The following is a 19,155-nucleotide window of genomic DNA, read 5'->3' as shown; positions in this document are numbered from 1 at the left end:
ACACCGGACTGAATGGGTGGAAGAGCGTTATTTAAATCTATAAAGAAGCGACGCTTATATCCGTCTACATTGGATGTAAGCGTCGTTTTTGCGTTACATATACTTATCAAAGAAATTAATGATCGCTTTTTCGGGCTCTTCGCCATCGGGACAGTGCCCTGAGTTGCCAAAATACGCCACTTCTCCTTTCGTAGATAGGCCTGCGGTGTATACCATCTCTTTAGGTGGGTTCACCATGTCATCTTTGGTGTTGATTGCGAGAACGGGCACATTAGTTTCATTCGTTTTAAAGCCCTTTGTCATAAGTGCTAACGGGATGGTCCATTTGCCGTATGAATCAAGGTCGCTAACGTCTTCAACCCCGATGCGATAGCCGTAAGACATGGAAGACATGAGCGGGGCATGATGGAACACTTGGGTATCGGTGAGTACGTCGGTTACGACCGCGCAACGTGCAACCCCCGCTTTTAGCTCCGGGGTGTTTAAAATGAACGTCATTAATGAAACTCCCCCGCCAGACGAACTTAGCGCGCCGACATTGTTACCATCGAGTCGTTTATCGGACTTTACGTATGCGAGCGCGGCTTGGTGAGCCTGATCTTCCTTACCTAACTCAATAATTATTTGATTATTGAGACCACCACCGGGGATATCAAACGTAACGACTGCAAAACCTTGCTCTAATAATCCATCAATGGAATCTCTATGTTCGGTTAGAATCTTGTCTACACCGCCTGTATACAAGATCACTGCCGGTTTTGATGCCCCTTTTGGTCTATGTAATAAACCGGTGATCGATAGGCCATTGGCCAGAGGCATATCAATGCGTTCGACATCAATAGTATGACTTAATGACTCTGCCTTTAAGTAAAGTTCGACTGAGCGCTCAATGGCGGTATGTTCATGCGGCGTCATATGGTTTGGATACGATGCGATTAGGTACATCATTGAAGCTTTTCGGTATGAGTCATAATCGTTTGCTGATGCCGCATAGTTATCTGCCGCTTTAGTGAACTCATAGGTCCAGTGACCGGGTTCATCGTCATTGATAAAGTCACGGAGTTTATGACCAGAGTTGATCCGGCTTAGCGTACTCCTAATATCCTGCTGTGGTACTATTTCTGTCCAGTTTTCCATTCTCAATTCACGAAACCACTGCGATTGGTCGGCTTCTAAGGCTTGCTCGCCACGGAATTTTTCATGCGCATCGATATTGGTTGCTAATGAACCAAAAGAGGTGAGTCCAAGTAATACGTTTAATGAAATGAGTTTTATGTTCATAGGGCACTCTTTATTGGGTAGAGAAACTAAGTGCCGTTAGAATAATATTGCCGATGTCGAAAAAATGTCAATGTCACGATGGGGCATTGCAAGCTTTCATTATTGTGATGTTAGTTCCTGTAGTGTCTCATAGCATTAGCTTTACGCTTTCTTTCAAAATTAATGGTAATATTTTTTGCTAAGCGTTGCCTTGGTGACTCGGCAGCCTCTAATACACGACGTGATAAAAAGGAAAGTGACGTGCAATCGAGTTTTATTGATGGAACCACGCTGTATCGCCAGCATACTTTTACCCTGCCTTTAAGTTATCAAGATGAAGGCAGTGAGCAGATTCAAGTGTTTGCTCGTGAACTTGTCGATTTGGCTAAAGATGGTCAAGAACTTCCTTGGTTGGTGTATTTTCAAGGCGGGCCGGGTTTTCCTTCGCCTCGTGCAGGTGGAGAGTCGGGGTGGTTGAAACGTGCGCTACAAGAATACCGAGTGTTATTGTTAGATCAACGTGGCACTGGAAATAGTTCGGTCATTAATCAAGAGTCATTAGCGCACCTTAACGCAGAGCAGCAAGCTCACTACTTGTCACACTTTCGTGCCGACAATATTGTTCGAGATGCAGAAGCGATTCGTGAGCAGCTAGGTGTTAAGCAATGGGCAACGTTAGGGCAAAGTTTTGGCGGCTTTTGTACGCTAACTTATTTGTCCCTGTTCCCACAAAGTTTACTACGCTGCTATGTGACCGGAGGGATCCCTTCAATCTCGCGCCATGCTGATGAGGTGTATAAAGCAACGTATCAACGATTATCCGACAAGAATAAGGCGTTTTTTGAACAGTTTCCTCAGGCTCAAGCGATGTGTTGTGATATTGCACAGTACTTGCTTGAAAATGACGTGATACTGCCAAATGGCCAGCAATTTACTGTTGAGCAGTTTCAATTGATTGGCATTAATCTTGGCCGAGGTGGCGCCAATATGCCACTGTATTTGATGCTTGAGAGCGCCTTTATACACGTGGAAGGACAGAAGCAGTTGAGTTATAGCTTTTTGAATCAGATGCAGCAAGAGCAAGCCTATCTCACCAACCCTATTTACGCGATTTTGCATGAGTCGATCTACTGTCAAGGCACGGCGTCTAATTGGTCTGCCGATCGAGTCCGTGAGCAGTACTCGAAATATAATTATCAATCGGGACAAACATTTTGGTTTACTGGCGAAATGGTTTATCCATGGATGTTTGATCAATTAGAAACCTTAAAGTCACTGCGTGAAGCTGCCCACTTGTTGGCACAGAAAGAAGATTGGTGCGAGTTATATAACGCGGAAGTGCTGAGCCAGAATACCGTCCCCGTCGCTTGTGCGGTTTATGCGGATGACATGTATGTCGAGCTAGATTACAGTCGAGAAACGTTGGCGGCGCTCCCATTATCGAAAGCTTGGATTACGAATGAATATGAGCATAACGGGATAGGGGTAGATGGCGAACGTATTTTGGACCGTTTGGTGGTGATGGCGAATGAGTTAGATAATCTGCCCAAGTAATTGCCTTACCAATCCACACTTCAATGCCTATTGAGATAGTATTTTTCTAGAAAACGCGCATAATCTCGCAATACAACACTTAAAGAAGAAATTACCTATGACTGATTTTCAATATTACTTTCATCAACTGCCTTGTTTTAACTGTAAAAAAACCATTGTAAGCACTGATCTTGGTTGGTTGACGGCTGCGATGAAAGACGATGTTATTGCGCAAATTGCATCAATTATTGCGCAAGACAGCGTTGAGCCAGATCTTTCGGTAAATGTGACGTGCACTAAAGACGAAGCGCGTGAATACTTATTATTAAATTTCTTCGGATACTCCGCAGAAGAACTGGTAAGCCAAGTTGAAGCAGATGACGAAAAAGAAGTCGCAGATGAAATAGCAGAACTACTGGAAGAAGGTAGCGATGTTGTTGTCTTTGAGCATGAGATTGCGCTGCAAAGTTGCACGGATTGCGATACGGAAGAAGAATCAAACTAAGCGTCTTTACTCAGTTTAAATAGATTTTCCATCAATAATATGATGTTTAGGCGTTAGCGATGTTGAGTTCGCTAACGCCTTTTTCGTTTTTGGTTGCGTTAATCTTTCATATTCAAAATAAGCATCGCTGCAAAGGCGAGAAATGCCGTCATCATTAAGAACACATCATTATAAGCCATGATTGCGGCATCGCGTTGCATGGTTGCCAGTAGGCTTGCTTGCGCTTGGTGCATTGCAGTGGCCGCATCGCTTCCAGATTGCATAAAAAAGGCTTGCTGCTGATGTAGGGTTTGCCAGCCAAGCTGGCTCACGCTTGGCAGAGACTCTTTAATGTGTCCTAAGTGCTCACGGGTTTTGTTATCTAACAGGGTCGCGATGATAGCAATGCTGAACGCTCCACCAAGGTTTCGCATCACGTTGGTTAGGGTAGAGGCATCTGGTGTATCCATTTTGCTGATGTTTTTCATTGCTACCAACGATAGCGGCACCATAATAAATGGGCTGCCAATGGCGCGAAGTAGCATGGATAGAATCAATTGTTGCCCGCCAAAATCCACGGTCATGTGCGTATTGACGTAACAGCTAAAGCCAAACATAGCAAAGCCAAACGTGACCAAGTACTTCGGTTTAATTATCTGCGTAAGTTTTGGTACCAGTGGAAAGATAAGCAACTGCGGAAAGCCCATCCACATGAGTACTTCACCAATCTCCATCGCGTTATATTGCTGAATTTGTGTTAAGTACATCGGTAATACATAGATTGATCCAAGCAGTGCCATCCCCAAAATCAAATAGGCCAAGCAAGACATGGCAAATTGACCGTCTTTCAGTAGCCTTAGGTTGACCAGTGGCTTTTTATGTTGCAGCTCATTAATCACAAAGTAGACCAAGCTGACGGCAGAGATAATACTCAAGCCAATGATGAAGCCGGAGCTAAACCACTCTTCTCTGTTGCCTTCTTCCAACACGACCTCTAAACACCCTAAGCCCAATGCCATAGTGATAATCCCGAACCAGTCGGCTTTTTTAAGTGTGCCTAGGTCGAGATTTTCATCGTCTAGCCCGTAACGAATCATCGATATCACAAGGAGAGCGGGAGGAATATTGATGTAAAAAATGTAGTGCCATGACAGGTTTTCTGTTAACCAGCCACCAAAGGTTGGCCCAATGGAAGGGGCGAAGGTGGCGGTGACGCCAAACAGGGCCATACCCACGGCTCGTTTGTTGATTGGCAGCAGTTGGATCACTAGTGAAAATGCGAGTGGAATTAATGCGCCGCCACTAAAGCCCTGCATGGCACGGAAGACAATCATTGAGGTCATATTCCATGAGAATGAACAGAGCAATGATGACAAGGTAAAAATGGTGGTGGTCCATGTGAGGTATCGGCGTTTGCCTAGTGCCTTGGATAACCAACCACTTAAAGGGATGGCGATCATTTCAGCGACTAAGTAGGAGGTCGAAATCCATGACGCTTCGTCCAGCGTTGCGGAGAGCGCCCCCTGAATATCTTTGAGTGACGAGTTGGTGATTTGGATATCCAAAATAGCCATAAAAGCGCCAATTAACCCGCCAAATAGGGCGATCCACTGGCGCGTCGAAACGTCGCTACTTTGGCTGTTATTTTGAGTGTTAGAGGCGATCGTCGCGGTATTGCTCATTGGTTAGCCTCTAGTGTCAATCGTGGCGACAACAGACAAGCCTGGTAGTAAGCGGTCTTGTAATTGCTGTTGATCGGTGATGATGATTTTCACCGGAACACGTTGCACGATTTTGGTAAAGTTGCCAGTTGCGTTTTCTGGTGGAAGTAGGGCAAATTTAGCCCCTGTAGCCGGAGAAAAACTGTCGACCACCCCTTTAAGAGGTTGACCTGGAAACGCATCGAGTTCGACTTCAACGCTTTGGCCTTTATGAATGCCGTTAAGTTGTGTCTCTTTAAAGTTAGCTTCAATCCAAACATTGTTGTTCGGTACGAGGCTCATGAGCGGAGCACCAGATTGCACAAGTAAGCCTTCTCGTACGCTGCGCTTACCAATAATGCCATCATTTGGTGCGTATACTTTGGTGTAATCAAGGTTGAGTTGTGCTTGTTCTACTTGCGCTTGCGCTTCGGTAACTGAGGCTTTTGCCTGAGCGATTTCACTGGCGATGACCCCCATCTGATCATGGCTAGCAACGACGTTGGCTTTGGCTTCTTCTAAGGCGGCAAGGGCGACTTTTTGTTGTGCTAGCATGCTGTCTACTTCATCCTGTGAGGCGTAATTTCGCTGATGAAGGCTACGAGAACGAGCCGACTGCTGCAGAGCGCGGTCGTATTCGGCTTGTGCAGAATCAACTCGACTCTCTGCTTGAGAAATTTGACTGCGCTGTAGCGTTTGCTGAGCAATAAGGTTGTGCACGCTAGATTGGACGACGGACAAATGCGCGTTGGCTTGATCGAGTGTCGCCTGGTAATCACGATCATCGATTTGCACCAGCAGATCGCCTTTTTTCACTAATTGGTTGTCGGTGACGTAGGACTTCACTATGTAGCCAGAGACCTTAGGACTAATATTGGTAATATCGCCTTGCAGGTAGGCGTTATCTGTTGATTCAAAGTACTGACCGTAACCAAACCAATAGACACTTCCTAGTAAACCCAGTGACAGCATTACCGCTGTGGCAATCAGTGGTGCTTTATTACGTTTTTTCTTAGCGGTTACTGGAGAGGTAGGGGTGTTGTCGGTCATAGCGTTACTCATTATGTTGGCCTTAGGTGTAACGAATTGTAAATGATTCCCATTAATTGATAAGATGGGAAAAAAGAGAAACACTGTTGCAATATTCTTACTAATAGATGGTATGGAGAAGCTCTATGGATTTAAATGCGGTGAGTGTTTTCACTCAAGTTGTTGATTGTGGTAGCTTTACTCATGCAGCTGAACTTTTGAATATGACAAAATCAACAGTAAGTAGAAAACTGGCTGAACTAGAAGAGCATTTAGGTGTGAGGTTGATCACGCGATCGACGCGAAGTTTGGTGCTAACCCCGGAAGGTGAGCAGTTTTATCAGTCGAGTGTTCAGATGCTAGAAATCATGAATCAAGCCGAGATCCAGGTATCTTCGAGTCAAGATTTAGTTCGAGGAAAGCTGAATGTGGTGCTACCGGTTGAGCTCGGCCATCAGGTACTTGCGTCTTATATTCACGGGTTTCTAAAGGCCTACCCTCATGTCACCATGCATTTGGAACTGACGAACCGTGAGGTGGACGTCATTGCTGAAGGGATTGATCTGTATGCTCAAATTGGTGAGCTGGTTGATTCGAGTTTGGTGTCTCGCTATTTAACTACCTCATCGCGTGTGTTGGTGGCGAGCCCACAATATTTAGCTCAATTTGGTCAAGTTAGCACTCATCAGGATTTGACGTCACCGCATAAAATGATTGAAGTCTTTAACAAAGCAGCGCGCTTACCTAAATGGCATTTACAACTAAAAGGTGGCGAGTCGGTACAAATCGAACTGCCTTATCAATTGAGAGTAAATACGATCAGCGCTTGTTTGACGGCTTGCATTGACGGTTTAGGGATAGCGGTATTGCCAGAGTTCATTTGTCGAGAGCATATCCAAGCAGGGCGTCTTATTCGTTTACTGCCCGAATACAAAATGCCAGAGGTGTCGGTGAGTCTTGTCTATGCAGAGAGAAAGCTTATGCCTAAGCGGAAAAAGGTGTTTATCGATTACTTATTAACGGCTTTCCAGCAACGTGAGGATGAGGGTGTGGGTCGTTAAAAGTCGAACAGAATCAGTTGTAGATTCATACAGATAATTGGTATTTGTGGTTCTTTTTAACATTGAATGTACGCTATAATTTGACAACATAAGCGCTAATTTTTATGGGCGTCTAGTGGTTACAGGCACCTAATACTAGGCGTCCAACGATTAAAGGATTAAAGAGTGAAATTTTGCAAACTCGGCTTACCTCTAACTCTGTTAATAATGAGCGCACCTTCTAGCGCTTACAATTTTCAATTTAATGCAGGGGTGGATACCAATAAATCTTTCGCCGCAGGTATTGAAGGGGTGGTGTACGACAACTACGTGCTTGGTGCTCAGATTAATTTAAGTACGACTGAGAATTACGAAAGTGGGTCTTATAATGAACCACCGATTAGTAATGGTACTTACACTAAAAAGCGCTCTAGCCAATTGGGTACCCTTTATGTAGGTTATCAATTTTCAGACACGATGCTGGAAGGGTTAACACTTAAAATGGGTGTGACACAGATGGTATTAGACATGAGTGCAGACGCGTATGGCACGGTAGGTTCAGAGGTCGTAGGCGCAGAAATTTATCAACTGACGGAACGAAAATATCTGCCGTTTTTAGGGTTTGGGTACCCGATTAATGAACGCCTCATATTTAACGTTCATGCAAGTTTTGCCGGGATAGAAACGCTCAATATTGAAGGTAAACAAGAACCTACTGGCATTGATGCTACAACAGTTAGCTTCTTACTAGGGTTTAGATTCTAGCCGTGAGAGCCAATTAGATTGATTGGCTTTCACTCCCCTAATTTTGTACGCCGACGTTGTATGCAAAGACCGTGTATTTTTCTTCATCCGCTTAGGTAATAGTTTACGTGATCTTAATCTAGATTAAGTCTCATTGAGGCTATTGCCGCTATGATCGCCCTCGAACATAACCGTAAGCCTTTAACCTCGTACACAAAAGGACAAAAAGAGTTGCCATCTATGTGAATGGTCGCTCTTTTTGTCCTTTTTGTTCTCTTTGTATGAAAAAAGAGAGGTAGGGCGAAAGATCGAACGTGAGAAGAAGAAATGAGTATTTTGTTTACAGAAACGCGCCTTGGCAACATGACGTTGAAAAATCGCTTTATCCGCAGTGCAACATGGGAAAATATGGCAACGGAAAGCGGTCATATGACCGACAAGCTATACGCCATCTATGAAGAGTTAGCACAAGGTGAAGTAGGGCTTATTGTTACCGGTTATGCCAATATTGTTGAAGAAGAAAAACCCAATGCAGGAATGATGGGTATCTACAATGATTCCTTTATTGATGAGTACAAAAAGCTCACGGAAGGTGTTCATTCCCACGGCTCAAAAATTGTGATGCAATTGGCTTATGGGGGGACGAAGACGACCTACAATGTTGGCGAGCGAATTATTTATGCGCCAAGTGACGTACCAGAGATAGGGACGCAGACCCAGGGTACGGCGATGACAAAGTCAGATATTGACTATATAGTTCAAGCGTTTGCCAAAGCTGCATTGCGGGCGAAACAGTCTGGTTTTGATGGAATAGAAATTCATGCTGCGCACACATACCTGATTAATCAATTTCTTAGCCCATATTACAACCAGCGAGACGATGAATATGGTGGCAGTTTAGATAATCGTATGCGATTTCTGCTAGAAATTTATCAACAAACAAGACAACGGGTTGGAGACGCTTTCCCGATACTTGTAAAGCTAACGGCTTCGGAGTTTTTTTCTGGTGGTTTAACCTTTAATGACACACGTAAAATCTGTCAAGCACTTGAGCAAGTTGGTGTGGATGGCATTATTATTTCAGGCAATGTTCACGGTAAAGCCGACACCATGATTGGGCAATCTTATGATGGCTACACCATTCAAGAAGAAGGGTATTTTCATGAATATGGTGACGTAATTAGTCAAGAAGTGAGTGTGCCTGTCATAACGGTCGGTGGCTTAACGGAGTTCAACGCAATTGATGCGATCGCGACCAGGAGCAATATTCAATATTTTGCGCTATCTAGGCCGCTTCTTTCTGAACCGCACCTGATTAAACGTTGGCAAACCGGCGAACGCTCACCAGTTGAATGTGAGCGTTGTTCGAAGTGTCGCACAAAACGTGGTAATTTTTGTGTAGTGAACAAGGACAGAAAAGCGCAACTGGCCGCGTTATAACCCTCCATTCCCTTATCAAGCTATGATGTGTCCATCTGTTGATGTGCCTATTCGCGTACATGCCTATCTGCGAATGCGATAGCGCATGGTCATGTCATAGCGTCGTTATTTTCCTCAATGTTGACTGCCTTTCGCAAACCTTCTCAAATACTGCTTCTCGCCACCCCAAAATTGTGCTGATTGTGGCTGATTTTTTAGCGCGAGTTCCAGCGCGTTTAATGGTTTTTATTCCACATAAATAGACGAGAAACTGGCATTCATTTCCGGGTGAGTTTTTAAGCTATTTACCGCCTTTTTGTTTATCTTTATGCGAAACGTATAGAAGTGAATGATTAAAAAAGATTAGAGCTCTAATCACATGTGAATGATTTTTTGTGCATGTATATATTTCCTTTATGCGTTATCGCTCACATTTCTTGGGTTTTTTGGCGCCTAACTTTGATTTGGCTCTCTAATTATGAACTAATAAAGGCGAATTTTTACTTAGAGTACAAAGGAAATGTATCAGCGTATGATTACATCAGCACCTTGGGTGATGTATCCCGAAACGAGTGAAAAACCAAGTAAAGAATGGACGTTTTTAGAACCGACTGGCGATGATGGAAATGACATTTTTGGCCTTATTGCCGTCTGCCCTCCCCTCGATATGAACTCCTCATACTGCAACTTTTTGCAATCTACGCATTTTAGCCGAACTTGTGTTATCGCGCGCTACGGTGATGACATTGCAGGTTTTATTTCTGCTTATCGCAAGCCGGACGATCCCGAGACACTATTTGTTTGGCAAGTAGCGGTTTCTCCGAATTATCGAGGTAAGGGGCTTGCTTTTAACATGCTTAGCCATTTGCTCAATCGAGACATACTTCGATCTGTCGTAGCGGTAGAAACCACGATCACCAAACAAAATAGCGCGTCATGGGCATTGTTTAAAAAACTTGATTCGCAACAGGGCCAACAAGGTGAAGTCAGTACATTTCTAGACGAACAAATTCATTTTAAGGGGGAGCACGATACCGAATTCTTGTATCGAATCCCGCTAAAAAACACTCAAAAAATAGGAAATTAAACGGTCTATCATGGATATTTTTAACAAGCAAGAATCGAAAGTACGATCTTACTCAAACAGTTTTCCAGTTATGTTCACCAAAGCAAAAGGGTGCTGGCTTGAAACTGACAAAGGAGAGCGTTATCTAGACTTTCTTGCTGGTGCAGGATCACTGAATTATGGCCACAACAATCCGGTATTTAAACAAGCCTTGCTGGAATACATTGAGAAAGACGGTATTACTCACGGCCTCGATATGCACTCTGACGCAAAAGCGGAATTTTTAACGGCGCTTCAGCGTTATATTTTGGCTCCCAGAGAGCTGGATTATAAGGTTCAATTTACAGGCCCTACGGGAACCAATGCGGTTGAAGCTGCTCTGAAATTGGCGCGGAAAGTAACAGGGCGCAGCTCAATCGTCGCTTTCACTAACGGCTTTCACGGTTGTACTGCAGGTGCTTTGGCTGCGACAGGGAATCAGCATCATCGTCAGGGTGCGGGAATGAGCTTAAACAACGTCACGCGTATTCCTTTCGAAGGTTATGCAGACATCGACGGCCTTAAACTTTTTGAGACCATGTTAAGTGATAACTCGGCTGGAATGGACAAACCTGCCGCTGTGCTGATGGAAACGGTACAAGGTGAGGGCGGTTTGAATGTGGCATCGAATGCATGGCTACAGCGTTTAAGCAAGATCTGTAAGCAGCACGATATTTTATTGATTATCGATGATATCCAAGCAGGCTGCGGTCGCACGGGAACGTTCTTTAGCTTTGAACCTGCGGGTATTAAGCCAGATATGGTTACGCTATCTAAATCTATAGGTGGTTATGGACTGCCAATGGCAGTGGTATTGCTGAGCCCTGAGCTGGATATTTGGAAACCGGGTGAGCACAACGGTACTTTCCGCGGTAACAATCATGCGTTTGTGACAGCAACAAAAGCGCTTGAGACTTACTGGTCAAACAATCAACTCGAAACCCATATCGCCCGCTGCTCTGAAGCCGTATCAGACATTATTCAGCGTAACCTACAACGTCACCCACAGCTTTTTGTTCAGCAAAAAGGGCGCGGAATGATGATTGGCATTGAGTGCCACAACGGCGATCTAGCGAGTGATATCGCAAAAGCTTGTTTTGATAACGGTATGGTAATCGAAACCGCGGGCCCAAATGATGAGGTGGTGAAGTTCTTTTGCCCACTGACGATCACACAGGCTGAATTGAATCAAGGTCTGTCTATTTTTGAAAATGCGGTTGAGTCAGTTGTCGCGAAACGCTTTAAAAAAGCATCTTAATCAAGGAAGTAAAAGATGATAGTAAGAACATTAGATGAGTGTCGCGATAGCGAGCGTAGAGTAGCGTCGGAAACATGGGAAAGTGTCCGTATGTTGCTCAAAGATGACAAGATGGGCTTCTCGTTCCATATTACGACGATCTACGAGAATACCGAGACGCACATTCATTATCAAAACCACCTTGAGTCGGTTTACTGTATGAGCGGCGAAGGTGAAATTGAAGTGGTAGATGGAAAAACTTACCCAATTAAGCCTGGCACTCTGTACATTTTAGATAAAAATGATGAGCACTACTTAAGAGCTTTTAAGGGTACGGAAATGGTGATGGCTTGTGTATTTAATCCGCCAATTACTGGTAAAGAAGTGCATGACGAAAATGGCGTTTATCCCTTAGTCGACTAAGGAAATAGAGCAGGCTTCCCCCGTTATGACGAGTGAGGTTAACCCCTCACTCTCTTTCCTGTATTACCAAACCAACACTTTATTAAGGCTCCCCTTATGACTTATACCGTAGAGAAAATCGGCGGTACTTCCATGACAGCATTTGATGCTGTACTCGAAAATATCTTTTTGCACCCAGCTCCGGAACATCGTTATAACCGAGTATTTGTGGTGTCCGCTTATGGCGGAATGACAGATGCGCTACTTGAATGTAAGAAAACCAGCAAACCAGGTGTTTATCAGTTAGTCGCGAAGAGAGATGAAAATTGGCAAGACGCCCTTAATTATGTTGAGCAGCGAATGCTACTGACCAATGAGAATATGTTTGCTGACCCTATGAGCCGCATGCGCGCGGATAAATTTATTCGTTCGCGTTTCTCCGAGGCAAAAAACTGCATCTCAAACATTCTAGAAACCTGCCAATATGGTCAGTTCTCATTACGTCATTATTTGCCGCAAGTCCGCGAATTTTTAGCGTCGATGGGAGAGGTCCACAGCGCTTATAATACCGCTCTAAAATTAAAGAATTTGGGTATTAATGCCAAGTTTGTTGATTTGTCAGGCTGGAATTCTGAAACTCCGCAAAAACTGGATGATCACATTCGAGAAGTCTTTGCTGATATTGATGTCAGCAAAGAACTGCCGATTGTCACAGGTTATGCGTCTTGCAGTGAAGGGTTGATGTCGACTTACGATCGTGGTTATAGCGAAATGACGTTTAGCCGAATTGCGTCGATAACCAACGCTGACCTCGCCATTATTCATAAAGAATACCACTTAAGCTCTGCCGATCCGCGCATGGTGGGATCAGAGAAGGTCTTTCCGATTGGGCATACTAACTACGATGTAGCGGATCAGCTTGCTAGTCTAGGGATGGAGGCTATTCATCCTAATGCCGCAGCAGGACTACGAGAGAGCAACATCGAACTGCAGATAAAAAACACCTTTGAGCCCGACCATCCGGGTACATTGATCAGTGGTGGTCACCGCCCAACGGCGAACAAAGTGGAAATTATTGCGGGTAAAGAGGAAGTGTTTGCGCTGCATTTGTTTGATCAAGCCATGGTAGGGCAGATTGATAACGTCAGTTATGAGCTCATGCAGATCATTGCCGACGCTCACGTTAGCTTGATTGGTAAGGAAATGAACGCTAATTCAATGACTTATTATCTTGGTGGCAGCACGGAAAGTCTGAATAAAGTGCTGTATAAGGCCGAGAAGCGTTTCCCAAGCGCAGAAATAAAAGGCCGCATGGTGGCGTTAATTTCCGTCATTGGCTCCCAGATTGATACCAATAAATCCTTAGCTCAGGGAGTACTGGCGTTAATGAACAACAGCATTACACCTGTCGCACTGCACTCTTCAATGCGTAATGTAAACGTCCAGTTTGTCGTGGATAATAAAGAATACTGCGCCGCAATTTGCGCGTTACATGATGAGTTTTTTGACTCTACTGACCAGTGCTCTGATGCAGTAAAAGTAGCGTAATTATTTTCTATTTTGCTGTACAAATGGATGTTTGTTGTGGGGGAGGGTTAGCGCTTCACACCAAGTCATAATAATCATACTAAATGGCAGTGATCGCATCGGTACGCTGCCATTTTTGTCTTTCTAGCTTAGCCAAATGTAGTTAGAGAGTAGTTTCTGCCAGTATCATTGATTTACAAAAGAGCAGCAAAATAGCTAAGGATAAGCACCGAGAAGGGATACAATACCTGAGTTGCGAGATCGCAGCATTCGATACTCATTCACAGCAAACGTTATAGTAACCACATATGCCTAAAGATACTGGTTTCACCACAGAATACATCCTTGATAAGGCCTTTTTTGCCGAGTGCTACGATCAAACTAGTCTGCCTACTCAATTCCCCAAAGCCTATTTAAAAGGCGTACTTTTTCTTCTTTTTGGTGTGGTTTTAGTTAAATTTGAGTTATTGCCCAGCAGTTACATTGGTTGGTTTTTTATCGTTTTGAGTGTTATTGAGGCGCTCAGTGTTTACTTTAAGAGAACTTGGTGGCTATGGCGACAAACACTCAGTATGAGCGCTGGTAGTAAAGTGGTATTTCAGGGTGACTCTAACGGTGTGACTTATAAAAATGGTAACAACACCCGTAGCATCGTTTGGAGTGAAATCGACCAACTTGAACAAAGCGATTTAGGGTTTATTTTTCATATGGGCAAACAGCGCCAATATGTCAGTAAATCTTGCTTAAATGAAGAAGAGATAGCGTTCATTGTCGAACAGTACGCCGTATCAAAAACGAACTAACGTCAATGCGTACAAAATTGATGGAATAAAACCTAACACGGTCGGGCCTTTCATTTTGCTTTTTGATTCAGCTTAGGTTAGCTGTAGCCGTTAGTATGAGACTTTTTTATCTAAGCTCGGGCCACTAATTTTGATTTTCAGGGAGTAGAAACTGCATGGCTTTAACTCTGAATGACAGTGGCTTCTGGCTATTATTTTGTAGAACAATAGCCGGGCTTCCTGCTGCTTCCTCACGCCATATGGGCATGCCGTTTTCAAATTTGACCCAGCTTTGCTTAAAATCAGAAAGGGGAATATAGATGGCGGTTTCTTCGCCAATTTGATAAGCATACCCTGATGCTGACAGCGTTTGATAAAAACCATTTTGATCGATAAAACCGATGTAGAGCCCGTTAAGCTGCTTGTTGTTGAGCCCCGTCACCACCAGTTCGAATGAACCACTGTTGGGTTGTCCCAGTACCGTTGGTTCGAGGGGGCGCCAAGGTAATTTTTGCCAGGTATGCCAAGTGGCAAGGTTCACTTGCTCGTTAATGTCCATGAGTGACAGGGCGGAGCGTTTCCAAGAGGTGGTGACGTGTTTGACGCTTTGATTATTTAATTTCAAGTTAATGATAACAATACCCGACTCAGCCCAAATAGGCAGCATTTGCCCGTTCCAGTTCAGGCTGAAACTATCCCCCGCGCCGCGAGTTGTCCAAGTGTTGCTTCCTTGCGAGATCCGCAATTCCCAACGGCTCCAGTGGGCCCATGTTGCGGTGACCTGCCAGTGAGGCAATGGGTTATTTGCTTGCTTTGTTAGTGTGAATTGTTTGAGCTGCGGAGCCGAATGGTTTACGTGGTTTTGGGCGGTAAGCTGTCGATAGGTTGCAAGGGCAGTTTTTGCTTGATAGTTGGCATCGAGCAAACCAAAACTTTGTTCTGCATCAGAAAACCATCCTACTTGGTTGGGCTCATCAGTAAGAGAGAACCAATTAAGCGCAAATAATCCGAGTTGACGCAGCATAGGTAAATAGAAGGTCAGTTTGTCCAACTCATTGGCTTGTTGCGCTTGCCAGTTAGGTTGAGAGGCAATGGATAAATAAGCCAGTATCCAAGGCTTATTAAAGCGCTTTTGCAATTGCTTGCCTAGGCGAAGTGCGCGTATCCAGGCCGACCAATCCGGAGCCGAGTGTGCTCGTTCAGTGTAACTTGAGAGCATCAGCATACTGGCGACAAAATCGCTTGCTTCAATACTTTTTTGCGCGCTGTTATAGCTGGGTGTGCTGCCTGGTTGATCCCAGTCGCCAAGACCAAGGCCCACTTTAATTTGTGGCGCATGCTTTCGAATTAACGCAATGACTTCCAACATTAATGGATCCCAGCCATCCCAAGTTTCAATGCCTTGTTTATTAAATTCTGGCTCTAAGATCAAATAGGCTTGAGGTAAGTCGCGTAATAGTGGAATGAGTTTGTTTTTGATTTCATCGAGATAGCGCTGTCGGTTAGCTTGTACATAGTCAGGGCTGATTTGGTCGCCAAAAAACCAATAATTGATCATGGGAATATAGCCGTGCTGATGTGCGCCACGAAGTAGATCACTACGCAACCAGTTCCAGTCACTGTGTTGTGTGATCCACAACGTCACACTTTGTACATCGAGTTGGTTAGCCGATAAGGTTTCCCACACCGGTGCATAATTTTGTCCGCTGCCCACAGGGTGATCCAGTAATAGTCGAGCGCCGACACCCCATAGAAAAGGCTCGCTTGGCGTGGCGCGAGTATCTTGCTGCAACTCAAAAATAAACGCCATAGCGTCTAGGCGTTGTTGCCAACTTCGAGCAAGCAAGCTATTTCGGCTTCCCCAACTGGAATCGAGTTTAGCTTGCAGTTGATTGGCAAATTGTTTTGCCTGAGCTGGTTTTTGGTCTCTTAGCGCGGAAAATACCGCACCGAACAAAGCTTGAATATACCAATCGGCTTCCATATTTTCGGTTGAAGCAATAACCTCGAGATAATGCTGCAACGCTTGTTGAGGTTGCTGGGCAAATTCCAATAGGCTGTGAGCGACGAGCAGTTGTCCTTTTATGGCCAGAGCTTCTAAGGGATTGCTGGTGGATAAACGAAGGCTGATTTGCTGCATTTCTACTAGCGCATTTTGATCACGTAGTTGCATGAGGGCAAGGTAGTCGCCGAGTAATGGATCATTGCGATATGTTCGAAGTAAAGCAAAGGCGGCTCGTGCTTCTAGTCGATGAACACTAAAGGGATCTTGCGCAAGATAGCGTCGATAAAGCGACATTGCATCGCTCCAATTATGTTCAAACTCAGCGATACGCGCTGCCAAAAATAACGCCTCCCCTTGATAAGGGGGCACTCTTGTGGCGAGTTGGGTTTTGGCGCGAGTGAGTTGACCTTGCTGAATAAGTTGTATGCCCAAACCAATCGGGTCAACATTCGAAGCGGCATAAAGCGGTGGCATGTAGCCTAATATGAGCATCGTAATGACAATCGCAAGGGGGAGGTCGGCTAGCGTCCGGCGGCTATTGCGTTGGCTCATTTGGTTTCGCTGCGGTGTCTGCCAGATTGATGGTCTCAAAATACGCTAAGTTTTCTCTAATGGTCTCTAGACGTAACGTGGTCTCTGCGGGCAGATCGCAACCGTCTATCATATCGAGGTTGTCTTTCATGCTCATGACCACAATTTGCAGTCTCGCCGAGCTGTCATTGATGTCTTCGGCAATGTCAGTGAGCTCATCACCATCACGAACATGAATCACGGTGGAGAGTTTACCCATAGAAATATCGACTAAGGCGTGGCGAATTCGAGCGACGGGTCCATATAGGCGATAGCTTAACCAGCAGCCAGCCCACGTCGCCAGCACCAGCTGTAATAACAGCAGCAATAGCAGCCAGTTACTCATCGCTTCATACATGGATGGTAAAGATTGTGCGACGGCATTTAATTCTTCGGGTAATAACTGAAAGGAAAGTCTTTGGGCGAGGACGTCTAGGGTTTGTGCATAAAAGAAATAGAATTGTGTCGCGTTGATGACTGCACTGATTAAAGCAATAAATAATACTCGCCATATCAATCGCTTAGATGACCATATTTTGATTCCTTTTAGCATGGTAGGCAGCCGCAATGCTCGCAACATAACGTTTCTCCTTAAACGAGTTGTATATTGAGTATATAACTGTATTTAGAGAGTGCAGTGCAAATTCTTAATCCGCTCAACCCTAGCGATCGCAGCATCATAGGAAATAACGCAGCACCGTTTTGTTAGTGTGACTTATCTCACGCTTTATTGTTTTTGTTATTGTTGAAACCGGTTTCAGAAATAGTGTTGACCTTAAAGGCTGGGTGACTTTATTTCGAACCTGCACAAAAAGTACTTCCGGATATATTCCGTTAATTTGGTGAACAAAGTATGAAAACAGATTTTCCTAGCGATTTTTTATGGGGTGGTGCCGTTGCGGCGCATCAGTTAGAGGGCGGTTGGAATGCTAACGGTAAAGGCGTTAGTGTCGTGGATGTCTTGACGGCTGGGGAGCATGGTGTTCAGCGTCGTATTACTAACGGTGTGCTAGAAGGTGAACACTACCCGAATCAAGATGCGGTAGACTTTTATCATCGTTACAAAGATGACATAAAGTTGTTTGCTGAGATGGGGTTTAAATGCTTTCGCACCAGCATTGCTTGGACTCGCATCTTCCCTAAAGGGGATGAGTTAGAACCGTGTGAAGAAGGACTGGCGTTTTATGATGATATGTTTGATGAGCTAATTAAGCACGGCATTGAACCCGTTATCACACTGAGCCACTTTGAGATGCCTTACCACCTAGCGAAAGAATATGGTGGCTGGATGAATCGTAAAGTGATCAACTTCTTTGTTCGTTATTCTACGGTGGTCATGGAGCGATATAAGCATAAAGTGAAGTACTGGATGACGTTTAATGAAATCAATAATCAAGCCAACGTCTCTGCAGATCTATTCGGTTGGATGTGCTCTGGGGTGAAATTCTCAGATTATGATCGGCCACAAGAAGCGATGTATCAAGCGGTTCACCATCAATTTGTCGCGAGTGCGTTAGTGGTGACTAAAGGTCATGAAATCAACCCTGCTATGAAAATTGGTGCCATGTGCGCCATGGTGCCTTTTTATCCACGCTCTTCAAAACCGGCTGATGTGATGTTAGCGCAGCAAGCCATGCGAGATCGGTATTTATTCTCCGATGTGATGGTGCGCGGCCATTACCCAGCTTATGCAAAGCGCGACTGGGCAATGAAAGGATTCAACATTCAGATGCATCCTGAAGACGAAGCTATTCTTAAACAGGGCAAAGCAGACTACCTTGGTTTTAGTTACTACATGTCGAATACGTTGGATTCTACCTCTCATCAATCAACGGAAGAGAGTATGGATGGGGGACATGAAAACTCGGTTGAGAACCCATTTATTGAATCCAGCGATTGGGGGTGGCCCATCGACCCGACAGGCCTGCGTTACTGCCTTGCATCATTATATGAGCGTTATGAGGTGCCATTGTTTATTGTAGAAAATGGCTTTGGCATGGTGGATCACGTAGCGGAAAATGGCAGCATTGAAGATGACAGCCGCATCGATTATTTGCGTGAACATATCGCCGAAATGAAAAAAGCCGTCTGTATTGATGGTGTTGATCTTATGGGTTATACCCCTTGGGGTTGCATTGATTTGGTCTCCTTTACCACAGGTGAAATGAAAAAACGCTATGGCTTTATCTACGTTGACAAGCACAATGATGGAGCGGGTAGTCTTGCTAGAACCAAGAAAAAATCATTTAGCTGGTATCAGAGTGTGATTGCGTCAAATGGTGAAACGCTTTAGGTTAATCTGAACTCACACCGTTAAA

Annotated in this window: 16 protein-coding genes; 11 read left to right on the top strand and 5 right to left on the bottom strand. The window is 44.5% G+C overall.

Annotated elements, in window-relative coordinates:
- Positions 1-93: 93 nt before the first annotated feature.
- Entirely contained in the window at positions 94-1,281 is a 1,188-nt protein-coding gene (locus L4D74_RS10510; RefSeq protein WP_428752087.1) for an alpha/beta hydrolase, read from the bottom strand.
- Positions 1,282-1,521: 240 nt separating this feature from the next.
- Between L4D74_RS10510 and L4D74_RS10505 the strand changes: the two genes are divergently transcribed.
- Positions 1,522-2,814, top strand: a complete 1,293-nt coding sequence (locus tag L4D74_RS10505) for an alpha/beta fold hydrolase (RefSeq protein WP_428752086.1) — start codon at positions 1,522-1,524, stop codon at positions 2,812-2,814.
- 97 nt (positions 2,815-2,911) lie between these two features.
- Entirely contained in the window at positions 2,912-3,298 is a 387-nt protein-coding gene (locus tag L4D74_RS10500; protein WP_428752085.1) for a hypothetical protein, read from the top strand.
- A 98-nt stretch (positions 3,299-3,396) separates the two neighbouring features.
- Here the strand turns inward: L4D74_RS10500 and L4D74_RS10495 are convergent, their stop codons facing one another.
- Both L4D74_RS10495 and L4D74_RS10490 read right to left on the bottom strand, forming a co-directional pair.
- Positions 3,397-4,959 (bottom strand): DHA2 family efflux MFS transporter permease subunit, encoded by a 1,563-nt coding sequence (locus tag L4D74_RS10495; RefSeq protein ID WP_428752084.1) that lies wholly within the window; start codon positions 4,957-4,959, stop codon positions 3,397-3,399.
- Positions 4,960-4,962: 3 nt separating this feature from the next.
- Positions 4,963-6,027, bottom strand: a complete 1,065-nt coding sequence (locus L4D74_RS10490) for an HlyD family secretion protein (protein WP_428752118.1) — start codon at positions 6,025-6,027, stop codon at positions 4,963-4,965.
- A gap of 125 nt (positions 6,028-6,152) precedes the next feature.
- Here L4D74_RS10490 and L4D74_RS10485 point away from each other — a divergent pair, with 125 nt between their 5' ends.
- The 8 genes from L4D74_RS10485 to L4D74_RS10450 all read left to right on the top strand — a co-directional run bounded on the left by L4D74_RS10485 (position 6,153) and on the right by L4D74_RS10450 (position 14,283).
- On the top strand, positions 6,153-7,067 hold the full coding sequence (locus tag L4D74_RS10485) for a LysR family transcriptional regulator (protein WP_428752083.1): 915 nt from the start codon (positions 6,153-6,155) through the stop codon (positions 7,065-7,067).
- A gap of 165 nt (positions 7,068-7,232) precedes the next feature.
- Complete coding sequence (locus L4D74_RS10480; RefSeq protein WP_428752082.1) at positions 7,233-7,811, top strand: hypothetical protein; 579 nt, start codon at positions 7,233-7,235, stop codon at positions 7,809-7,811.
- 306 nt (positions 7,812-8,117) lie between these two features.
- Complete coding sequence (locus L4D74_RS10475) at positions 8,118-9,230, top strand: NADH:flavin oxidoreductase (protein WP_428752081.1); 1,113 nt, start codon at positions 8,118-8,120, stop codon at positions 9,228-9,230.
- A gap of 511 nt (positions 9,231-9,741) precedes the next feature.
- A complete protein-coding gene (gene ectA / locus L4D74_RS10470; protein WP_428752080.1) occupies positions 9,742-10,296 on the top strand; it encodes a diaminobutyrate acetyltransferase in 555 nt (184 codons plus the stop codon).
- Positions 10,297-10,306: 10 nt separating this feature from the next.
- Positions 10,307-11,572 carry a diaminobutyrate--2-oxoglutarate transaminase gene (gene ectB / locus L4D74_RS10465; protein ID WP_428752079.1) on the top strand — a complete coding sequence of 422 codons (1,266 nt, stop codon included), beginning with the start codon at positions 10,307-10,309 and terminating at the stop codon, positions 11,570-11,572.
- A 15-nt stretch (positions 11,573-11,587) separates the two neighbouring features.
- Positions 11,588-11,974, top strand: coding sequence for an ectoine synthase (locus L4D74_RS10460; RefSeq protein ID WP_428752078.1), 387 nt, complete (start codon positions 11,588-11,590; stop codon positions 11,972-11,974).
- A 96-nt stretch (positions 11,975-12,070) separates the two neighbouring features.
- Positions 12,071-13,501, top strand: a complete 1,431-nt coding sequence (locus tag L4D74_RS10455; RefSeq protein ID WP_428752077.1) for an aspartate kinase — start codon at positions 12,071-12,073, stop codon at positions 13,499-13,501.
- A 287-nt stretch (positions 13,502-13,788) separates the two neighbouring features.
- Complete coding sequence (locus tag L4D74_RS10450; protein WP_428752076.1) at positions 13,789-14,283, top strand: YcxB family protein; 495 nt, start codon at positions 13,789-13,791, stop codon at positions 14,281-14,283.
- A gap of 124 nt (positions 14,284-14,407) precedes the next feature.
- Here the strand turns inward: L4D74_RS10450 and L4D74_RS10445 are convergent, their stop codons facing one another.
- Together L4D74_RS10445 and L4D74_RS10440 are read right to left on the bottom strand one after the other, a co-directional pair.
- Positions 14,408-16,819: a tetratricopeptide repeat protein gene (locus L4D74_RS10445; protein WP_428752075.1), complete on the bottom strand. Its 2,412-nt coding sequence runs from the start codon at positions 16,817-16,819 to the stop codon at positions 14,408-14,410.
- Complete coding sequence (locus L4D74_RS10440) at positions 16,803-17,417, bottom strand: HAMP domain-containing protein (RefSeq protein ID WP_428752074.1); 615 nt, start codon at positions 17,415-17,417, stop codon at positions 16,803-16,805. The genes L4D74_RS10445 and L4D74_RS10440 overlap by 17 nt, the downstream gene beginning before the upstream one ends.
- Before the next feature lie 273 nt (positions 17,418-17,690).
- Between L4D74_RS10440 and L4D74_RS10435 the strand changes: the two genes are divergently transcribed.
- Complete coding sequence (locus L4D74_RS10435; RefSeq protein ID WP_428752073.1) at positions 17,691-19,130, top strand: 6-phospho-beta-glucosidase; 1,440 nt, start codon at positions 17,691-17,693, stop codon at positions 19,128-19,130.
- The last annotated feature ends 25 nt before the right edge of the window (positions 19,131-19,155 follow it).

It is taken from the genome of Vibrio cionasavignyae (genome assembly GCF_050337155.1).
GTDB classification, from domain to species: domain Bacteria; phylum Pseudomonadota; class Gammaproteobacteria; order Enterobacterales; family Vibrionaceae; genus Vibrio; species Vibrio nomapromontoriensis.
Note: the sequence above shows the minus strand (reverse complement) of the source record. Positions and strands in the feature narration are given on the sequence as shown.

Coding starts and splice junctions, on each gene's coding strand:
- ectB (WP_428752079.1), top strand. CDS start 10,307: ATGGATATTTTTAACAAGCAAGAATCGAAAGTACGATCTTACTCAAAC.
- L4D74_RS10475 (WP_428752081.1), top strand. CDS start 8,118: ATGAGTATTTTGTTTACAGAAACGCGCCTTGGCAACATGACGTTGAAA.
- ectA (WP_428752080.1), top strand. CDS start 9,742: ATGATTACATCAGCACCTTGGGTGATGTATCCCGAAACGAGTGAAAAA.
- L4D74_RS10485 (WP_428752083.1), top strand. CDS start 6,153: ATGGATTTAAATGCGGTGAGTGTTTTCACTCAAGTTGTTGATTGTGGT.
- L4D74_RS10495 (WP_428752084.1), bottom strand. CDS start 4,959: ATGAGCAATACCGCGACGATCGCCTCTAACACTCAAAATAACAGCCAA.
- L4D74_RS10510 (WP_428752087.1), bottom strand. CDS start 1,281: ATGAACATAAAACTCATTTCATTAAACGTATTACTTGGACTCACCTCT.
- L4D74_RS10440 (WP_428752074.1), bottom strand. CDS start 17,417: ATGTTGCGAGCATTGCGGCTGCCTACCATGCTAAAAGGAATCAAAATA.
- L4D74_RS10500 (WP_428752085.1), top strand. CDS start 2,912: ATGACTGATTTTCAATATTACTTTCATCAACTGCCTTGTTTTAACTGT.
- L4D74_RS10435 (WP_428752073.1), top strand. CDS start 17,691: ATGAAAACAGATTTTCCTAGCGATTTTTTATGGGGTGGTGCCGTTGCG.
- L4D74_RS10460 (WP_428752078.1), top strand. CDS start 11,588: ATGATAGTAAGAACATTAGATGAGTGTCGCGATAGCGAGCGTAGAGTA.
- L4D74_RS10445 (WP_428752075.1), bottom strand. CDS start 16,819: ATGAGCCAACGCAATAGCCGCCGGACGCTAGCCGACCTCCCCCTTGCG.
- L4D74_RS10455 (WP_428752077.1), top strand. CDS start 12,071: ATGACTTATACCGTAGAGAAAATCGGCGGTACTTCCATGACAGCATTT.
- L4D74_RS10450 (WP_428752076.1), top strand. CDS start 13,789: ATGCCTAAAGATACTGGTTTCACCACAGAATACATCCTTGATAAGGCC.
- L4D74_RS10490 (WP_428752118.1), bottom strand. CDS start 6,027: ATGACCGACAACACCCCTACCTCTCCAGTAACCGCTAAGAAAAAACGT.